Below are 18137 nucleotides of genomic sequence, written 5' to 3'. Positions count from 1 at the left end.
TCCCCCCTCCCCTTGCGGGAGGGGGGAGGGGCTGCGCGCGTCCGCGCGCGAATGCGTGGAGGGCAGGCTTTGCCGTCGGGCGGATCACTAGGTTTCGGCCGGTCCTGGCGTCGAAAACCCCCTCCCCCTATCCCCCTCCCGCGAGGGGACTACGGGATTCACACATCTTCCGATCAGTGAGACCAACCGCGGGTATGCGAACAGATTGCCTCTTCCGCAAGCGGGAGAGGCAATCGGACATCGCCCGACTGATGTGTGAATGCCGTAGCGCGAGGGGAGGGGGGACTCGTTTTGCTTTCGGCCGATGGTGTTGCGGGCCTCCGAGACGATCCCAAAGGAGGTTCTGAAAAGTGCGGGAGAGGTCACCCGGCCAGGATCACCCGCAGGATGCGGCCGGCGGCGCCGGCGGGCAGGTCCACGGTGACGCCGCCCTCCGCCCGCGGGGCGGCGGACTCGTCGCCGATGCGCAGGTCCAGCACCCGGTCCGGCGCCAGCGACGGGAAGCGCAGCCAGGCGCCGGGCGGCAACTCCGCCGGCAGGGTCACGGCGATGTCGCCCTCGCCGAAGCGCAGCTGCGACAGCCGGCCCCGCAGATTGGTCTCCAGCAGCGTCCGGTTGCCGCGGCGCAGCGCCAGCACGCCATCCGCGATGGCGACCGTGACCGCGCCGGCCGGGCTGGCGATGGGGCCGAGCGTCGCGTCGGCGCCGTCGTTGACCAGCTCCCACCCGCCCCAGGGGTTGATGTCCATCACCCGGGCCACGCCCAGCGCCGGCATCAGCGCGCCCCAGCTGTAGAAGCCCTCGGTGTCCGGCTGGTCCATCGGCTCGCCGGTCTCGGCGTTGAAGTTCTCCGGGCACAGCCGGCGCTCGTCCCAGGCCCGGCGGAACAGCCGCAGGCTGTCCTCGGCCAGCTTCGCCGCCTCCGCCTCGAAGCCGTTGCGGCGCAGCCCGTGCCAGACCATCCAGTTGAGCGGCGGCCAGATCCGGCCGCGCCAGTAGGAATTGTCCTTCGCCGCCGGGTCGTCCCGCGTCGTGCCGGGGATGACGAAGTCACCGCCGAAGGTGGCCGGGTCCTCGAGATGGGCCAGCAGTCGCTGCGCCTGCTCCGGCGAGGCGGCGCCGCAGATCAGCGGGTAGAAGCTGGTCGGCCCCAGGCTGCGGACGAACTGGCCGGACCACAGCCGGTTGGCGAAGATGCCGCGGCTGTCGTCCCACAGCTCCGTGCCGATCTTGGCCCGGGTGCGGGCGGCGGTCTCGGCATGCGCCGCCGCGGCCGCGTCGTCGCCCAGCTCGGCGGCGATCCAGGACAGCACCTCGGCGTCGAAGGCGAGCAGGCTGTTCAGCCCGACATCCTCCGACCGCAGGGTGCGGGTCTCCGGGTCATAGGCCGCCTGGTCGTGGATCGGCGAGTTGTCCATGCTGGATTCGTTGCGGGCGCCGAAGGAGGTGCCCTTGTACAGCCCCTCGCCGACATCCGAGGTGCCGTAGGAGACCAGGCCGCGGCCGCGCGGGTCGCGCTCGCGCCACCACCAGGCGTGGTTGCGCGCCAAAGTGCCATAGGCCAGCTCCAGCATCGGCCGCGAGCGGGAGCGGAGCCAGATCAGCCACAGCAGGAACGACCCGATCGGCAGCTGGGTGCGGTCGACCCAGGAATCGTTGGCGGTCAGCAGGCAGGCGAGGTTGCCCTCCGGCGTGGCGCTGGCCAGCGACGCCGCCAGGTTCTCCCGCGCCATCTCCTGGTCCAGGTATCCGGTCAGCATCGCGTTGTAGAGCTGGTCGTTCAGCCAGACGCCGAAGCCGCCGAACTTCGACAGGTTCCAGTTCCGGCTGATCGAGGTGTAGGGCCGGTGGTTGACCTCGTCCCACACCGTGTTCCAGGCCATGACGTCGCGCAGCGCGTCCAGCGCGCCCGCCTGGGCGCCCGTCTGAGTGGGCAGGGCAGGGGCCTCGCCCGGCTCGGCCGCCAGGGCCTTGGCGCGCTCGACCGCCAGGTCCGCCCGGTCGGCCACGGCGACGCCGATGCCGCCGTCGCGCATCATCTCCAGGTTGAAGCGCAGCACCAGCACCGGCGCCGCCTCCGACCGCGAGGCGAGATGGAAATAGCCGTGCGTCTCGTAATCCGCGGCCACAGCCTCGACGGTGGCGTGGCCGGTCACCTGCACCGGCGGCTCGGCGCTGGCCAGGGCGACGAAGCGGTGGCCGACCTTGACCACGGCGGCGCCGGCCGGGTCCCAGCGCACGGTCCGGCCGTCCTCGGCCGACAGGCAGAGGTTGAACCAGAAGCGCAGGCCCCATTCGCCGGTCTTCACCGTGCGCCAGGTGCCGGACAGCTCGAACGGCCCGCGCTTGGCCCAGCGCCAGGCCAGGCCGGTGCCGGCATGGTCGAGCTCCAGCTCCACCAGGCTGCCGTCCAGGGCGTGGCGGCCGTATTTGACCGACTTGGCCGGGAACAGCGTCGCGGCGCGGCTGCTGTCGGCATAGGCCAGCGGCGTCACCCGCACGCCGAGGGGCAGGAACACCATCTCGGCCGGGCGGCTGGACCAGGTGTTCCAGGCCCGGGCGAGCGGGACGGTGGTATCGCGCAGCATCTCAGCTCCAGGCCCGCAGGGCTGCTTCGGTCGTGACGATCTCCACCTGCTGGTCGAAGCGCGGCAGGATCAGGTCCAGCGTGGCGTGGTGGCCCGGCAGCGACGAGCTGGTCATCGCGTCGGACACGGCGACGATGCGGAAGCCGCGGTCGATGCCGTCGAGGATGGTGCCGAGGACGCAGACATCGGTTTCGACACCCGTGATGATCAGCGTGTCGGCGCCAAGTTCGGCCAGCCGGTCGACGAACTCCGGCGCGGCGAAGGCGGAATGGGTCGGCTTGTCGATGACGCTGCCGGGTTCGGCGAGGGCGGCGAGATCGGCCACCAGGTCGAGCATGCCGGGCGCCAGCTTCGGCCGGGTCACGGCGTCCCAGCGGGTGTAGTAGCGGCGCCAGGTGCCGGGTGCGTCCTCGGCCCGCTCGGGCGTCACGAAGCGCGGGAACAGGGTGCGGCCCGCCTTGGCCAGCGCGGCGGCGTTGGGGACGATGCCCATCAGCGCCGGGGTCGACCACACCGTGTCCTCGGCGAACAGGCGCTGCAGGTCGATGGCGATGTGGATCGTGTTCGGCGACAGCGGCCCGAAGCGCAGCATCAATCCTCCAGCGCGATGGTGTGGGCGGCGGACCAGCCCAGGGTGACGGTGGCGCCGGGGGTGGGCGCTGCACTATCCTGCGACCGGTTCTGGGCGAAGACCTTCAGCTCGCGCCCGTCCGGCCCGGCCAGCAGATAGGTCGAGACCGCACCGGCATAGATCACCTCGCGCAGCGTCGCCGGGATCGCATTCTCGAAAGTATGGGCGGTGTTCGGAACCAGGATCTGCATCTTCTCCGGCCGCACCGCCAGCGTCACCTTGGATCCGGCCGCCGGCAGCTTGCCCGCCACCCGCACCGTGCCGCCCTGCACCTCGACGCCGCCCGCCGTCACCGTGCCTTCGAGGAAATTGGCGTCGCCCAGGAACCCGGCGGCGAAGCGGGTGCGCGGGCGCTCGTAGATCTCGCCCGGCGCGCCGTCCTGCACGATCCGGCCGCGGTCCAGGATGGCGATGCGGTCGGACAGGGTCAGCGCCTCCTCCTGGTCGTGGGTGACGAAGATGGTGGTCAGGCCGCTCTCGCGCTGGATCCGCTTCAGCTCGACCTGCATCTCCTGCCGCAGCCGCCGGTCCAGCGCCGACAGCGGCTCGTCCAGCAGCAGCACGGTCGGCTTGGTGACGATGGCGCGGGCCAGCGCGACGCGCTGCTGCTGCCCGCCTGACAGCTGCTTGGGACTGCGGCTTTCGAAGCCGGACAGGCGCACCATCTCCAGTGCCTCGCGCGCCTCCTTGGCCGCCGAGGGGCCGCGCACGCCCCGCCGGTTCAGCCCGAACATCACGTTCTGCAGCACGGTCATGTGCGGGAACAGGGCGTAGGACTGGAACACCATGCCGATGCGGCGCTTCCACACCGGCACCCGCGTCACCTCCTCAGGCCCGATGCGCAGCTCGCCCTCATCCGGCACCACGAAGCCGGCGACGATGCGCAGCAGCGTGGTCTTGCCGGAGCCCGAGGGGCCGAGCAGGCTGGTGAAGCGCCCGGCCTCGAAGCTGGCGCTGATCCGGTCCAGCACGGTGGCGGGGCCGTAGCGCTTGCTGACGCCAGTGACTTCAACGCCGCTCACGGGCGCCTCCCATGTTCGACAGCAGGGCGAAGGCCAGGACCAGGACCATCGAGGCGCCCAGAAGGATGGTGGAGATGGCGTTGATCTCCGGCGTGAAGCCCTTGCGGATGGCGGAGTAGATCTCCACCGGCAGGGTGGTGACGCCGGGCGTGGCCAGGAAATAGGAGACCACGAACTGGTCCAGCGACACGGCGAAGGCGAACAGCGCCGCGGCGATGATGCTGGGCAGCAAGAGCGGCAGGGTGACGCTGAAGAAGGCGTGCAGCGGCGTCGACCCCAGGCTCATCGCCGCCTCCTCCAGGTCGGCGCGCTGCGACTGCAGCCCGGTGCCGACCACCAGCACGACATAGGGGATGGCCAGGGCGACATGGCCGATGGTCATGGCGAACAGGCCGCGGCCGATGCCGGTGGAGAAGAAGAACACCAGCATGGCGGTGCCGGTGATCAGCCAGGGAATGGCGATCGGCGGCAGCAGCAGCAATTGCAGCAGCGACCGGCCGCGGAATTTGCGCCGCGACAGGGCCAGCGCCGCCGGGGTGCCGATCGCGGTCGCCAGGATGGCGGTGACGACGGCCAGGACCAGGCTGTTGCCGCTGGCCGACAGCAGCCGCTCGTTGCCCGGCAGCTTCGCGAACCAGTCGAGCGAGAACTCGAAGGGCAGCTGGTACAGCGGCGAGGCGTTGAACGCCATCACCACCATCACCGCGATCGGCAGGTACAGGAAGGCGATGACGACCCAGAGATGGGCGAGGCCGAGGCGCCTCATGCCCGCGCCCCCTGCTGCCGCTTCAGCACCGGCGATGCCAGGGCGAAGATCGCCAGCACGATCGCCAGCATGGTGAAGGACAGGGCGGCGCCCAGGGGCCAGTTGAAGGCCTGGGTGAACTGGTCCTCGATCACCGTGCCCATGGTGACGCCGACCCGGCCGCCGAGGATGCGCGGCTCCATGAAGCTGCCGATCACCGGCACGAAGATCAGGACCGAGCCCGAGATCAGCCCCGGCGTCGCCAGCGGCAGGATGATCTTCCAGAACACCACCGGCGCCCGGGCGCCCAGGCTGCGCGCGGCCTCCAGGATCTGGTCGTCGATCGCCACCAGCGACAGGTAGCAGGTCAGGATCATGTAGGGCAGATAGGCGTGCACCAGCCCGACCACGATGGCGGGGTAGGTGTAGAGCAGGCCCAGCGGCGCCGCGTCCGGCAGGATCCAGTGGTACAGCCCGTCGATGATGCCGCCGTCGCGCAGCACCATGGTCCAGGAGAAGACGCGGACCAGCCCGTTGGTCCAGAACGGCAGGATGATCAGCAGGAACAGCACCTGCCGGGTGCGGCCGAAGGTGGAGCGGGCCAGGGCCAGCGCCGCCGGCAGGCCGACCGCGGCGCAGATCAGCGTGGTCCAGATCCCGATCGACAGCGAGGTCCAGGCGACGTCGCGCAGATAGGGGCGCTTCAGGAAGGCCAGGTAGTTGTCGAGGGTCCAGACGATCGCCCGGCCGCCGAACGGCGCCACCTTCAGGAAGGAGAAGCCGAGCATCATCAGCAGCGGCAGGAAGATCGCCAGCGTCAGCCAGCCATAGGCCGGCAGCAGCAGCCCCGCCGTGGCCAGCCAGCCGCGCTTCTCCGCCCCGCCCGTGGCCGGCGCGGTGATGGCGGAAGCGGTGGTCGGCGCCGCCAGCTCGGTCATCGGGTCATCCCTTTGCACCCATCCTCTTCTGCCCTCCGCCCTCCTTCTGTCATCACCGGGCTCGACCCGGTGATCCAGAGGCTGTCGACGACGGTACTGGCGGCCCCTGGATGCCCGGGTCAAGCCCGGGCATGACAGTGAGAGAGACAAAGGCCCCATCCGGTGACCGTTCGAGCCTGCGTGTGGCGTGAGTCGGCTGGTGGTGGTGTCGAGAACCGGAGCGCAGCGGACGTTGGTCCGTGAGCACCGGAAGCGGAGACACCGCCATCAGACGGCCGCGCCGCGCGCAGGATCGGACGGTCACCCGGCGTAATAGGCCTTCGTCTCCTGCCACAGGTCGGAAAAGGCGGTGCGCTGGTCGTCGGAGAGCGGCGACATGAACTGCAGCTGCGACAGGTACTCGGCCTTGTGGATCTGCTTGTTCAGGTCGTCGGCCGGCAGCGCCGCCATGGCCTTGGCGTTGGCCGAGGCCGGGGCGCCGATATTGGTGGCCCAATAGTCGTAGAAGCCGGGGTCGATCATGTAGTTGATGAAGGCCAGCCCCGACTCCTTGCGGGTGCTGGTGGCCGGCACCGACAGCCCGTCGATCCAGCCGATCCCGCCTTCCTTCGGCACCACGAAATCGACCGCCAGCTTGAAGTTGCGCTGCGACCGCACGGCCGCGCCCGACCAGTAGATCGAGACGTCGAACTCGCCGGCGGCGAAGGCCTTGTTCCACTGGTCCTCGCTGGACCACAGCAGCTTCACGCCGGGCTTCAGCTCCTTCAGCTTGGCGGCGACGGCGTCCATGTCCTTGGGCGCGTTGATGTCCTGCCCGGTCATCAGGGCGCCGATGCCGATCGCGGTGACGGCGTCGTCGAACAGGGCGACGCGGCCGGCCTGGGCCGGGTCGGCCAGCACCGAAAGGCTGTCGGCCTTGACCTTGTCGCGGCGCAGGCCCAGGGCGTTGATGCCCCACAGCCAGGACACGCCATAGGCCTTGCCGTCCTTGTGGAAATTGGCGTGGTCGCGCAGCGCCGGCGACAGGTCGGCGGCGTTCGGCACCTTGGCCAGGTCCAGGGGCTCCAGCAGGTCCTCGGCCTGGGCCTGCAGGGTGCGGGCGCTGTTGATCAGCACCACGTCATAGGTGCCGGGGTTGGTGCGCAGCTTGGTCAGCATCTCCTCTTCGGAGTTGAAGTAGTCGTGCTTGACCTCGATGCCGGTCTTCTCGGTGAAGGCCTTCAGGGCCCAGGCCTCGTCGGTGCCGTAGCCCTGCCAGTTCAGCACATAGATGGTCTCGGCCGCCCGCGCCCGGCGCAGCGGCATTGCCCCGGCCAGCGCCCCGGCCCCGAGCAGGGCGCCGAACCGGCGCCGATTGAGTGTGAACGACATGAAACGCTCCCCGACGGTTATTGTTTGTACACAAACGATGCTAGCGCGGGGGTTTGAGGTTGTCAAATTACACCGGGAGGGCCTTCGATGAGAGCTTAAGCGGCATTCGCTCTCGATGTGGGCTATCCCAAAACGGTTGCTCTATAGATCAGCAGAGGGTCGTTCCGAAACAGCCCGATCCTTCGGTCTAGGAACAACTGTTTCCAAGGTCTCGCAAAGCGCCTTTCCGAACTGGCTCAGAAGGTTTATGTCCTTGAGAACCAAGTCCGGTCCACTGGAGCGCATTATTGCGATAGAATGTGCTATTTGATTCCGTCTTTCAAAAAAATCTTCAAGGCCACTCAAAAGTTGACCATGTGTCTTTTCAGGTTGCGTCTCAGAGAAGGTGTCCAAGAGGGGTTTTTTATCGCAGACTGCACGGCAGATGTTGGTGAGGTCGCTTACCTTAAAGAGCCCATTTATCTCATTTGGGCGCATGTTATGCTCGTTATGGATAAGATCTTTATATACATCTTGCGTGAGGTCGCCCCGGCAGAATTCATAGATTGCGTTGAATCGGGCAAGTGCATCCGAAAACAATGCTTCATGAGAAGAGCTTTTATCGCCGATATCGATGTGTAGTCTCGCAAGATATTCCATTGAACGTTTCCACGCTGTGCTAGCAATTTTTTTGGGAATTTCCTCAAATCTTTTGCTGCTTCTGACGACAGATCGAGCATAGGTGCGCGCCATCTCGCGAACGAACTCCTCAAAGGTGGCCGCCAGTAGGAGTGTCGCCGAATTTACGGACGCAACTCGTGTTTTTGGAGTGCCGGCCTTTGGGTCGGAGAACGCTAGGATGACAGCCCTGATTGCTTCAAGCTCTTCATCAAATTCTTCAAGTATAATAGAAAATTCCGAGCTCATGGCGAATGCTACCCGAGCGCCTAGGGAAGTAAAATTTCACGGACCAGATTGATGCGGTTGCGCACTGCCTGCGCCGTATTTCCTTGACCTGTAAGCACGACGATCCTCGCCGCATCTCCCAGCGCGGCAGTCATGCGGGCAATGACATTGGCTTTGTCTAGACGGATCCGTTCACGATCATCCCAAAGCTGATTTATCGCAACCATTGCGGCATCATATATAGCCGCCGAAACCCGAACTCTACCTTTCTCGTCTGGAGGTAACAAAAATGGTGTTTTATCAAATAATTCGTAGAGAAATGAAAATCTTTCTTTGTATTCTTTTTCTAAAAATTCGGCATCTTCGTGGCTAATGCTTGTACGAATATCCATCGCTCGATCAAGCATAGATTTCATCGAGCCCCGAATATTTTCGTCCTCCTTTAGGGCAAAGTAACGCAATACGAGTTGGCAGTCTCCCATCGACGAGTAGAGTGAATTCTTTTGCCTTTCTGGGTTTTCATAATAGTCATTTGGGTCTGCTTCGACATATGGTGGTATATCGAAAACGTCTGTGAACAGACTAAATCTTGTTAGATTGATCAATATTTTATTGAATGCGCCAGAATAAATTGCATTTCTGATTTCCTGTGGATTCAGTTTCGTTCCGCCAGTATTAAGTCGATCAAATATAAATCTGCGAATATCGGTTAAGGTCAATCGACCTGCAGAGTTATCTGTATCGCTTTCAAGCAGAAGGACGATGGCGGATAGGCTCGCCCGATCAAGGCCACGCTTAATCCTGGGCGGACAGCGGTAGTAGCGTAGCCCATTGAGGGGCTTTAGTACAGGCAAGCCAGCGAGTGCGAAGTCACCCGCCAAAAACTCGCGTACCGCGTTTAGCCGCTGCTGACCATCCATAACTTCGTATCGAGCGGCATCACTCTCATAGAGAAAGACCGGCGGCACTGGGATATTAAGTAGTAGCGATTCTATAAGGCGAGATTTCTGAGGAACGCTCCATCTCAGTCGACGCTGATACTCCGGACGCAGATTAAGAACTTCTCCTTTGTCCACAAGATCATGGATCTGGGGAAGGAAGAAGTTGTTTGTCTGATAGATAATTCGGAAGGCATTTTTAGCAAAAAATTCATCTGGATCAATCGTCTGGGGATCTGGCGTCGGCAGGCCGTCTGCTGCATCCTCGGGATCGCCCATGACTATTTCTTTCGACATTCCTACCCGCACCTTTATAAATTGCATATGCTATTTGAACATTGCTCTCGACCGATCGGATTCACCCTAAAGTGAGCTGAATCGAAAGCAGAGACCCAATCTTACGCGAAAAATGTCGTCCATGCTACGATTGACACTCGCGGATTTTCCCGGCGCGTTGTTCAACAACGGAGGCCAGGAGATGTCAAATAATAGCCCGCAAAGTAGCCTGCCGTAGGTTCAATCGCAGCGGACATGTCGGATCGGGGCCAAGCGTCAGATTCTCCCTATTGACCTCCAGCCTCCCCCAGCAGCCCCTTCAAATGCGCGATATCCCCCTTCAGGAACGGCAGCACCTCGTCGCCCATGCGCTGGCCTTTGCCGCTCGGGTGGCTGTACTCGGCCGGCAGGCACCAGGCGCCCGAATATCCGACCTTGCGCAGGGCCTGCACGAAGCCGCGCCAGGAATAGGCGGCGTGCTGGTGCGTGGTCCAGTGCACCTTGTAGACCGCGTCCTCCTCCGGCGCCGTGAGCCGGCGCTGATAGGCGCTCTTGAAGTTCACCAGGCGCAGCCGGTCGGACAGGATGTCGACCGCGAGATCCGTCGGCTCGCCCGCCACGCCGCAATGCGCCATGTCCAGCACGGCGCAGACATGCTTCGGGTCGTAGCGCTCGATCAGGTACAGCACGCCCGCGGCGCTGCCGATCTGGGCGCCGGAATGGTTCTGGATGCCGATGGCCACGCCGTGCCGCTCCAGCGCCGGCAGCAGCGCGTCGAACCGGCGGCGGTGATCGTCGACCGTGGCGCGGAAGCCGACCGCCGGGTCGATCGCGACGCAGATCCGGATCATCGGCACCCCGGCCTCGCCGCAGGCGGCGACCGTGGCCTCGTCGACCGGCCCGGCGATGCTGCGGATCGAGAGGCCGCGCGCCGCCAGGGTGCGGGCGGCGGCCGGCAGCCCGGCCGCCGCGGTCTCCGGCGTCACCTGGTAGCCGGGGCGCACCGGCAGCTCCACCCCCTGGAGGCCGAGCCCGGCCACCGTGTCGGCCAGCTGCTCCAGCGGGCCCGTCCAGGGCTTGGTGAACACGGTCAGGACCGGCTCGGACATGGTTCCTCCAGAGGGTATGGCGGCGTCAGGCCGCCGGCAGGGTCGGGTATCGGCTGATGTCGAGGCCGCCGGCCCGAGCGGTGTCGGCCAGGCTGCGCCAGACCTCGTCGCTCAGGGGCACGCCGCCGGCGATGCGCTCGGCGCGGCGGCGCGCCTCGGGCTCGCCGGGCAGCAGCACCTCGCCGCCGGCTTCTGCCGGGCGGCAGGCCTTGAAATGGTCGATGTAGCGCGTGGTCTCGGCCGCCAGCTCCTCGGCCGAGCCGAACTGGCCGGGGGCCATGTAGATCGACAGCATGCCGTTGCAGAAGCGGCGCGGCCCCGGCCCGGCGCAGCCCGACCCGGTCAGGGCGCCGGCCACCAGCTCGCAGATCAGGGCCAGGCCCGACCCCTTGTGCTCGCCGAAGGCGCGGATGGCGCCGAGGCCGTTCTGGGCGCTGCGCGCGGCCCCCGCGACGGGCGGGCCGTACAGCGTGTCGGGGTTCTGGCTCAGCGTGCCGTCGGGCTCGATCAGCGCGCCCTCGGGCAGGGGCTTGCCGCCATTGGCCGCCACCAGCACCTTGCCCTCGGCCACCAGCGAGGTGGCGAAATCCAGGATCACCGGCGCCCGGCCGGGCACCAGGAAGCCGGCGGCGAAGGGGGCGGTGGAGAAGCGCCGCTCGACCCCGCCGAAGGGCGCCACCAGCTCGCTGCCGGCGACGTTGACGAAGTGCAGCGAGCACAGGCCGGCCTGCGCCGCCATCTCCGCCCATTCGCCGATGCGGCCGAGATGGCCGGCATGGCGCAAGCCCACCACCGCGACGCCGCCCTGCAGCGCCTTGGCGATGCCGAGCTGCACCGCCTGCGGCCCGACCGTCTGGCCGAAGCCGTAGCCGCCGTCGACCAGGGCGAAGGCCGGGGTGTCGGTGACGATCTCGGCGGTGACGTCGCGCCGCACCTCGCCGGCGGCCAGCATGGCGACGTAGCGCGGCACGCGGATGACGCCGTGGCTGTCATGCCCTGTCAGGTTGGCGGCGACGAGGGTGCGGGCGATGCGCTCGCTCTCGGCGGCGCTGCAGCCCTGGGCGGCGAAGATGTCCCCGACCAGCTGGGTCAGGGTGTCGTGGCGGATCAGCATCGGGTGGTCCCATTTGTTCATTTCAGGCCCGTCGTCGCGATCCCCTCGATCAGCCGGCGCTGAAAGACGAGGAACAGGACGATCAGGGGGACCAGCGACAGCAGCGACATCGCCAGCATCGGGCCCCAGGCCGAGACGCCGGTCGAGGCCATGAACAGCCGCAGCCCCTGCGGCACCGTATAGGAGGCCATGTCGGTCAGGTAGACCAGGGGCGTCAGGAAATCCTCATAGGTCCAGATGAAGGAGAAGACCGCGGTGGTGACCAGGGCCGGGGTCAGGAGCGGCAGGATGATCGAGCGGTAGATCCGGAACGGCCCGGCGCCGTCGATCATCGCCGCCTCGTCCAGCTCGCGCGGGATGCCGCGGATGAACTGCACCATCAGGAAGACGAAGAAGGCGTCGGCGGCCAGGAACTTCGGCACCACCAGCGGCAGGATCGTGTTCACCCAGCCCAGGTTGTGGAACAGGATGTATTGCGGGATCAGCGTCGCGTGCAGCGGCAGCATGATGGTGGCCAGCATCAGCGCGAACAGGGTGCGCTTGAACCGGAAGTTCAGCCGGGCGAAGGCATAGGCGACCAGGCTGCAGGCCATGACGTTGCCGATCACGGCCAGGGCCGAGATCAGGAAGGAGTTGCCGAAGAACACGCTGAAGGGCAGGGCGGCGCCGCGCCAGCCATCGGCGTAGTTCTGCAGCCGCAGCTTGGCCGGCCACAGCGAGGGGTCGGAGAAGATCAGGGTCGACGGCTTGACCGAGCTGCTGGCCAGCCACAAGAGCGGGTAGATCATCACCACGGCGCCGGCGATCAGCGCCAGGTGGATCAGGATCCGCTTCGGCCGGACATCGGCCATCCAGAACGGCAGGCCCTGGGAGCTGGCGCGCATCCGACCCTCGTCCCGCACCGGCGCCGCCGTCATCGCTCGTCCCCGTAATGCACCCAGAAGCGGGCCGACAGGAAGGCCACGGCCGTGGCCGTGGCGATGATGCCGACCAGGATCCAGGCCATGGCCGAGGCGTAGCCCATCTGGAAGTTGGTGAAGCCCTGCTCGTAGAGGTAGAGGGTGTAGAACAGCGTCGAATCCGCCGGCCCGCCGGTGCCGTTGCTGATGATGAAGGACGGCGTGAAGGCCTGGAACGCGCCGATCATCTGCATCACGAAGTTGAAGAAGATGATCGGGGTCAGAAGCGGCAGGGTGATGCGCAGGAACTTGGTCACCGGCCCGGCGCCGTCGACCGCGGCGGCGTCGTACAAATCCTGCGGGATCTGTTTGAGGCCTGCCAGGAAGATGATCATCGGCGACCCGAACTGCCACACCGCCAGGCTGACCAGGGTGTAGAGGGCGGTGTCCGGGTTCGAGATCCAGCTCGGCCCGTCGATGCCGAACCACAGCAGCACGTGGTTGATCAGCCCGTCATAGCTGAAGATCTGCCGCCACATGATGGCGACGGCGACGCTGCCGCCCAGGAGCGATGGCAGGTAGTACAGGCCGCGATAGATCCCGAGGCCGGCGATGCCGCGGTTCAGCATCACCGCCACGGCCAGGGCGAAGGCCAGCTTCAGCGGCACCGACAGGAACACGTAGTGGAAGGTGACCTTGACCGCCTGCAGGTAGCGCGCATCCTCGAACAGCAGCCGCTCGTAATTGTGCAGCCCGGCCCAGACCGGCGGGTTGAACAGGTCGTAGCTGGTGAAGGACAGGTACAGCGACGCCAGGATCGGCCCCAGCGTCAGGCACAGGGCGCCGACGATCCACGGCGCCAGGAACAGGAAGGCGGCGCCGTTCTGCTCCGCCGTGCTGCCGACACCCCGTGGGCCGACGCCCCGCCGCCTCACAGCCGCGCCTTCGCTTCGTCGATGAACTGGTCGGCGGCCTCCTGCGGCTTCAGCTTGCCGAAGGCCACCGCCTCGTTGGCCCGGCGCAGCATGTTGGTCATCCCGGTCACGCCCGGATAGCGCGGCGGCGCCGGGTTCTGCTGCAGCAGGTCGATATAGGCGATGATCTTGCGATCGGCGTCGGTGCCCTCGGTCGCCAGCGCGGCCCGGCCGGCCTTGGACGCCGGCACCATGCCGCTGTTGCGGTAGTACAGCTCGATCCCCGCCGGCTCGAAATGCATGAAGCGGATGATATCGATCATCCGGTCCTTGTGTGCCGACTTGGCCCAGAGGCCGGTGGAGTTGCCGGCATAGGTGTAGTGGTGCTGGCTCAGGGTGCCGCCCTGGAAGCCGTTCGGCAGCATGTGCAGCGCCAGCGGGTCCTCGGTCAGCGCCTGCAGCCCGCCGAAGTTGTCGGTCAGCGAGGCGAACATCGCGGCGCGGCCGGAGATCAGGCCGGTCAGCGACAGGTCGTCGCCGGTCGCCAGCGCCTGCACCTCGCCGGGCGGGACGCCGCCGGCATCGCGCAGCCGGGCCCAGTAGGCGAACCACTCCGCCATGTCCTCGCGGCCGAAGCCGAACTGCCGCTCTGGCGTGAACATCGACTTGCCCCGGGCGCGCAGGAAGATGTCGCAGGGGATGTAGTTCGCCCCCGCATCCTCCAGCCCCCAGAAGCGCTTGCCCTTGGCCTTGCTGACCGCGACCGCGGTCTCGGCCATCTGCTCCCAGGTCCACATCTGGTCGGGCAGGGGCACGCCCGTCTCCTCGAACACCGCCGGCTTCAGCGTGATCGCCGGGGCGATGCAGTCGTTCGGCACGGCGAACAGCTCGCCCTTCAGCGTGCCGGCCTTGATCGCCCCGTCGACATAGTCGGACAGGTCGAGCGGCTTTGGGATCCACGGGTTCAGCGGCGCCAGCACGCCGCGCCGGGCGTATTCGCCCAGGAGGTCGACATTGACGCTGAACATGTCGGGGGCGTTGCCGCCCGCGGCCTCGGTCGCCAGCTTGTCGGTGAAGGCGCTGAAATTGGTGAATTCCGGGACGATCTCGACCCCCGGATTGCGGTCGGCATAGGCCTTCAGCGTCGCCAGCGTCTGCTTCAGCTGCTCCTGTGACTCGACATAGCCGCCGAAGCGGATGCGGTCCTGGGCGAAGGCGCGGGGTGTGAGGCCGGCCAAAGCCAGTCCTCCCATCAGCCCGGCCCCGTGCCGCAGGGCGTCGCGTCGGCCAAATCTCCTGGAATCGGGTCTCCTGGACATCTCGGGTCCTCCCCCATGGGCGGTGGTGCGCTTGCCGCGCCCTTCACCATGACCGGCTCATTGGTGCTCGGTTGGTGCAACGTAACACCAACTTCGCCGAGCGAGTCAACATGATGAGATTGTCGATGCAGGCATGCGCTCGATGCCGAGGAGGGGGCGTCGCCGGGTCTCCCGGGTGCGGTTCTCCCCATCTGTCATTGCCGGGCTTGACCCGGCAATCCAGGAAATCTCGACATTCTCTGGATGCCCGGGTCAGCCCGGGCATGACAGGTGTTGTGGACTGGGGCGGCGGCAATCCTCCTGCGCGGTGCGTGCACCAGGTGTTTGACACGAACATCGGCCCGGCGCTATTCGTGATAAAACGTTGTACTGAACGAGTGGACCGGGGAAACGTGGCGAGCATTCTCGACGTGGCGCGGGCGGCGGGCGTCTCGGCCAGCACGGTGTCGAACGTGCTGAACGGCCGGCACGGGCGCATGCAGGCCGAGACCCGGGCGCGGGTGCTGCGGGCGATCGAGGATCTCGGCTACACCCCGAATGCGCTGGCCCAGCAGTTCAAGTCCGGCCGCAACCGCACCATCGGGCTGATCGTGCCCTCGGTCGCCAACCCGTTCTGGGGGGCGCTGGCGCACAAGGTCGAACGGGCGGCCACCGCGCTCGGCTACAAGGTGCTGTTCTGCAACGCCGAGCGCGACCCGCAGCTGGAGGCCCGCTATGCCGAGACGCTGCTGTCCTCCGGCGTGCGCGGGGTGATCTTCAGCTCCTCGCCGCTGTCCTTCGACCACATCGCCCATCTGACCCGGCGCGGCCTGGTGGTCGCCGCCTTCGACCGCAAGGGCCACGGGGCGGAGGAGGTGGTGGCCTGCAGCGTCAGCGTCGACAACGAGCTCGGCGCCCGGCTGGCCGGCCAGCACCTGGTCGGCCTCGGCCACCGCCGGATCGCCTTCCTGTCGGGCCCGATCGGGACCTCCAGCCGCGTCGGTCGCCTCGACGGGCTGAAGGCAGCGATGGCCAAGGCGGGGCTGGCGCTCGACCCGGCCCTGGTCTGGCAGGGCGCCGGCATCGGCGGCTACGGCGACACCGAGGGGCCGGAGCTCGGCCGCATCGGCATCCGCGAGCTGCTCAGCCGCGACGACCCGCCGACCGCGGTTGTGACCGTCAACGACATGTACGCGATGGGCGCCTATGCCGGTGCCCGCGACCTCGGCGCCTCGATCCCCGGCGACGTCTCGATCGTCGGTTTCGACGACATCGACCTGGCGGCGATCGCGCATCCGCCGCTGACCACGGTGCGCCAGCCTCTGGCGCCGATGGCGGAGGCCGCGGTCGGGGCGCTGATCCGGGTGCTCGAGGGCACCGATGAGGGGCGGGAGGCGCATGTCAGCGCCATGCCCCAGCTGATCGTGCGGGCCTCGACGGCGCCGCCGTCGCACGGCTCGCAGCCGAAACAGGGAGGCTGATCATGGCGGGTGTGCTGTCCGGCCGGACGATCCTGGTCGCCGGCGCCAGCAGCGGCATGGGCCGGGCGACGGCGCTGGCCGCGGCGCGGGAGGGCGGCTCGCTGCTGCTGCTCGGCCGCGACCGGGCGCGGCTCGACGCGGTGGCGGCGGCGATCCACGCCATGACCCCCGACCGGCAGGTTGCGGTGATCGCGGCCGACGCCGCCGACGCGGCGGCGCTGGACGCCGCGCTGGCGCCGCATGCCGATGCGATCGACATCGCGGTCAACTCGGTCGGCACCAACATCGTCCGTCGCGCCTTCGGCGAGCTGACGCCGGACAGCTGGGCCGGGATGGTCGATGCCAATCTCAACGCCGCCTTCAACCTCACCCGCGCCGTGGTGCCCGGCATGCGCCGCCGCAAGCAGGGCCTCATCATCCACATCTCCTCGGTCGCGGCGCGCAGGGCCGACCGCTCCGGCGCCGCCTACCAGGCGGCCAAGGCCGGGGTGCTGGCCCTGTCCCATGCGGTGATGGAGGAGGAGCGCGAGAACGGCCTGCGCCTGACCGTGATCCTGCCCGGCATGACCGACACGCCGCTGCTCGACAAGCGCCCGGCGCCGGTGCCGGCGGAAGCGCGCCGCGCGGCGCTGCAGCCGGAGGATGTCGCCGCCGCCTGCCTGTTCGTCATGGCGCTGCCGCCGCGCGCCCATGTCGCCGAGATCGTGCTGCAGCCGAGCCGGAGCTGACCGGCCGAGAACCAGGGGAGCGGAGCGTCATGTCGGAAGGATCGCAGTCGAGGCCGGTGGTGGCCCTGCTGCTGGCGCCGGAGATGCGGGCGCAGATGATCCCGCCCGCGGCGGAGCAGGCGCTGGCCGCGGCCGCCTCGGTAAGGGCGCCGGGGCCGGGCGAGCTGACCGCCGAGACCCTGCCCCGGCTGCTGGACGGCGCCGTGGCGGCGCTGACCGGCTGGGGCACGCCGCCGATCGGCGACGCGGTCCTGGCGGCCCGGCCGGATCTGGCGCTGGTCGCCCATTCCGCCGGCAGCGTCCGCCGCCTGGTGCCCGCCGCGGCGATCGAGAGCGGCCGGCTCCAGGTCTCCCATGCCGCGGTCAACATTGCGGAATCGGTGGCCGAGTTCGTGATCGCCCAGACCCTGTCGATCCTGCGCGAGCCGCACCGGCACGACGCCGGGATGAAGGCCGGCGAGGACTGGTTCGGGCTGCGCCAACGCCATCTCGGCCGGCTGCTCGGGGCGCAGACCGTCGGCATCGTCGGCGCCGGCTATGTCGGGCGGCTGGTGATCGGGCTGTTCCGGGCCTTCGGCTGCCGCCTGCTGGTCTCCGACCCGTATCTCGCGGCCGAGACCGCGGCGGAGCTCGGGGTCGAGCGCGCGAGCCTCGACGAGGTGCTGGCCGGCTGCGACATCGTCTCGCTGCACGCCCCGGCGCTGCCGGAGACGCGGCACATGATCGGCGCGGCCCAGCTGGCCCGGCTGCGCGACGGCTGCCTGTTCATCAACACCGCCCGTCCGGCGCTGGTCGACGAGGCGGCGCTGCTCGCCGCGCTGCGCACCGGCCGCTTCACCGCCGCACTCGACGTCTTCGACCAGGAGCCGCTGCCGGCCGACAGCCCGCTCCGCAGCCTGCCGAACGTCGTGCTGTCGCCGCACGCCGCCGGCCACAGCGCGGATTCGCACAAGCGCCAGGGGGCGACCGCGGTCGACGAGATCCGCCGCTTCCTGGCCGGCGAAAAGCTGCGCCACCGGGTGACGCCGGCGATGCTCGCGACCATGGCTTGAGATCTGGTGGGCTATGAGGGGAATCGTCATGGCGAGCGAAAAACCGAGTCCCCCCTCCCCTTGCGGGAGGGGGTAGGGGGAGGGGGAGGGGGTTTTCGAAGCCCAGGACCGGCCCGGACTCCGGCGATCCGGCCCCGACGGCGAGACC

The 18137-nt window shown here is 67.6% G+C and carries 16 protein-coding genes; 3 read left to right on the top strand and 13 right to left on the bottom strand.

Annotated elements, in window-relative coordinates:
• Positions 1 to 362: 362 nt before the first annotated feature.
• From ACFW16_RS34575 to ACFW16_RS34515, 13 genes are all read right to left on the bottom strand, one after another.
• Complete coding sequence (locus tag ACFW16_RS34575; RefSeq protein WP_380313652.1) at positions 363 to 2588, bottom strand: trehalase family glycosidase; 2226 nt, start codon at positions 2586 to 2588, stop codon at positions 363 to 365.
• A 1-nt stretch (position 2589) separates the two neighbouring features.
• A complete protein-coding gene (locus ACFW16_RS34570) occupies positions 2590 to 3180 on the bottom strand; it encodes a cysteine hydrolase (RefSeq protein ID WP_380313651.1) in 591 nt (196 codons plus the stop codon).
• On the bottom strand, positions 3180 to 4241 hold the full coding sequence (locus ACFW16_RS34565) for an ABC transporter ATP-binding protein (RefSeq protein WP_380313650.1): 1062 nt from the start codon (positions 4239 to 4241) through the stop codon (positions 3180 to 3182). The genes ACFW16_RS34570 and ACFW16_RS34565 overlap by 1 nt, the downstream gene beginning before the upstream one ends.
• The gene (locus ACFW16_RS34560; protein WP_380313649.1) at positions 4228 to 5007 is read right to left on the bottom strand and encodes an ABC transporter permease; all 780 of its coding nucleotides are present in this window, start codon (positions 5005 to 5007) and stop codon (positions 4228 to 4230) included. Before ACFW16_RS34560 ends, ACFW16_RS34565 begins: the two co-directional genes overlap by 14 nt.
• Positions 5004 to 5924, bottom strand: a complete 921-nt coding sequence (locus ACFW16_RS34555; RefSeq protein ID WP_380313648.1) for an ABC transporter permease — start codon at positions 5922 to 5924, stop codon at positions 5004 to 5006. The genes ACFW16_RS34560 and ACFW16_RS34555 overlap by 4 nt, the downstream gene beginning before the upstream one ends.
• Before the next feature lie 300 nt (positions 5925 to 6224).
• Positions 6225 to 7295 carry a PotD/PotF family extracellular solute-binding protein gene (locus ACFW16_RS34550; protein ID WP_380313647.1) on the bottom strand — a complete coding sequence of 357 codons (1071 nt, stop codon included), beginning with the start codon at positions 7293 to 7295 and terminating at the stop codon, positions 6225 to 6227.
• A gap of 141 nt (positions 7296 to 7436) precedes the next feature.
• Complete coding sequence (locus ACFW16_RS34545; RefSeq protein WP_380313646.1) at positions 7437 to 8201, bottom strand: MAE_28990/MAE_18760 family HEPN-like nuclease; 765 nt, start codon at positions 8199 to 8201, stop codon at positions 7437 to 7439.
• A 20-nt stretch (positions 8202 to 8221) separates the two neighbouring features.
• Positions 8222 to 9397: a DUF262 domain-containing protein gene (locus tag ACFW16_RS34540; RefSeq protein ID WP_380313645.1), complete on the bottom strand. Its 1176-nt coding sequence runs from the start codon at positions 9395 to 9397 to the stop codon at positions 8222 to 8224.
• A gap of 284 nt (positions 9398 to 9681) precedes the next feature.
• Positions 9682 to 10503 (bottom strand): sugar phosphate isomerase/epimerase family protein, encoded by an 822-nt coding sequence (locus ACFW16_RS34535; protein ID WP_380313644.1) that lies wholly within the window; start codon positions 10501 to 10503, stop codon positions 9682 to 9684.
• A gap of 25 nt (positions 10504 to 10528) precedes the next feature.
• Entirely contained in the window at positions 10529 to 11638 is a 1110-nt protein-coding gene (locus ACFW16_RS34530; protein WP_380313643.1) for an Ldh family oxidoreductase, read from the bottom strand.
• A complete protein-coding gene (locus ACFW16_RS34525) occupies positions 11635 to 12501 on the bottom strand; it encodes a carbohydrate ABC transporter permease (RefSeq protein ID WP_380313642.1) in 867 nt (288 codons plus the stop codon). The genes ACFW16_RS34530 and ACFW16_RS34525 overlap by 4 nt, the downstream gene beginning before the upstream one ends.
• A 29-nt stretch (positions 12502 to 12530) precedes the next feature.
• Complete coding sequence (locus ACFW16_RS34520; protein ID WP_380313641.1) at positions 12531 to 13451, bottom strand: carbohydrate ABC transporter permease; 921 nt, start codon at positions 13449 to 13451, stop codon at positions 12531 to 12533.
• Positions 13448 to 14749 (bottom strand): ABC transporter substrate-binding protein, encoded by a 1302-nt coding sequence (locus ACFW16_RS34515; protein WP_380313640.1) that lies wholly within the window; start codon positions 14747 to 14749, stop codon positions 13448 to 13450. The genes ACFW16_RS34520 and ACFW16_RS34515 overlap by 4 nt, the downstream gene beginning before the upstream one ends.
• 392 nt (positions 14750 to 15141) lie before the next feature.
• Here ACFW16_RS34515 and ACFW16_RS34510 point away from each other — a divergent pair, with 392 nt between their 5' ends.
• Genes ACFW16_RS34510 through ACFW16_RS34500 form a run of 3 tightly spaced genes read left to right on the top strand, consistent with a single transcriptional unit; the run spans position 15142 to position 17989 of the window.
• On the top strand, positions 15142 to 16209 hold the full coding sequence (locus ACFW16_RS34510; protein ID WP_380313639.1) for a LacI family DNA-binding transcriptional regulator: 1068 nt from the start codon (positions 15142 to 15144) through the stop codon (positions 16207 to 16209).
• A 2-nt stretch (positions 16210 to 16211) separates the two neighbouring features.
• A complete protein-coding gene (locus ACFW16_RS34505) occupies positions 16212 to 16937 on the top strand; it encodes an SDR family oxidoreductase (RefSeq protein WP_380313638.1) in 726 nt (241 codons plus the stop codon).
• A gap of 29 nt (positions 16938 to 16966) precedes the next feature.
• Positions 16967 to 17989: a hydroxyacid dehydrogenase gene (locus tag ACFW16_RS34500; protein ID WP_380313637.1), complete on the top strand. Its 1023-nt coding sequence runs from the start codon at positions 16967 to 16969 to the stop codon at positions 17987 to 17989.
• The last annotated feature ends 148 nt before the right edge of the window (positions 17990 to 18137 follow it).

Source organism: Inquilinus sp. NPDC058860 (assembly GCF_042743185.1).
GTDB lineage: Bacteria > Pseudomonadota > Alphaproteobacteria > DSM-16000 > Inquilinaceae > Inquilinus.
The sequence above is the reverse complement of the archived record's forward strand: the minus strand, read 5'-3'. Positions and strand labels throughout refer to the sequence as shown.

Bases quoted from the DNA above. Each gene is read 5' to 3' on its own strand.
- ACFW16_RS34575 (WP_380313652.1), bottom strand. From the start codon at position 2,588: ATGCTGCGCGATACCACCGTCCCGCTCGCCCGGGCCTGGAACACCTGG.
- ACFW16_RS34570 (WP_380313651.1), bottom strand. From the start codon at position 3,180: ATGCTGCGCTTCGGGCCGCTGTCGCCGAACACGATCCACATCGCCATC.
- ACFW16_RS34560 (WP_380313649.1), bottom strand. From the start codon at position 5,007: ATGAGGCGCCTCGGCCTCGCCCATCTCTGGGTCGTCATCGCCTTCCTG.
- ACFW16_RS34555 (WP_380313648.1), bottom strand. From the start codon at position 5,924: ATGACCGAGCTGGCGGCGCCGACCACCGCTTCCGCCATCACCGCGCCG.
- ACFW16_RS34550 (WP_380313647.1), bottom strand. From the start codon at position 7,295: ATGTCGTTCACACTCAATCGGCGCCGGTTCGGCGCCCTGCTCGGGGCC.
- ACFW16_RS34545 (WP_380313646.1), bottom strand. From the start codon at position 8,201: ATGAGCTCGGAATTTTCTATTATACTTGAAGAATTTGATGAAGAGCTT.
- ACFW16_RS34540 (WP_380313645.1), bottom strand. From the start codon at position 9,397: ATGGGCGATCCCGAGGATGCAGCAGACGGCCTGCCGACGCCAGATCCC.
- ACFW16_RS34535 (WP_380313644.1), bottom strand. From the start codon at position 10,503: ATGTCCGAGCCGGTCCTGACCGTGTTCACCAAGCCCTGGACGGGCCCG.
- ACFW16_RS34530 (WP_380313643.1), bottom strand. From the start codon at position 11,638: ATGAACAAATGGGACCACCCGATGCTGATCCGCCACGACACCCTGACC.
- ACFW16_RS34525 (WP_380313642.1), bottom strand. From the start codon at position 12,501: ATGCGCGCCAGCTCCCAGGGCCTGCCGTTCTGGATGGCCGATGTCCGG.
- ACFW16_RS34515 (WP_380313640.1), bottom strand. From the start codon at position 14,749: ATGTCCAGGAGACCCGATTCCAGGAGATTTGGCCGACGCGACGCCCTG.
- ACFW16_RS34505 (WP_380313638.1), top strand. From the start codon at position 16,212: ATGGCGGGTGTGCTGTCCGGCCGGACGATCCTGGTCGCCGGCGCCAGC.
- ACFW16_RS34500 (WP_380313637.1), top strand. From the start codon at position 16,967: ATGTCGGAAGGATCGCAGTCGAGGCCGGTGGTGGCCCTGCTGCTGGCG.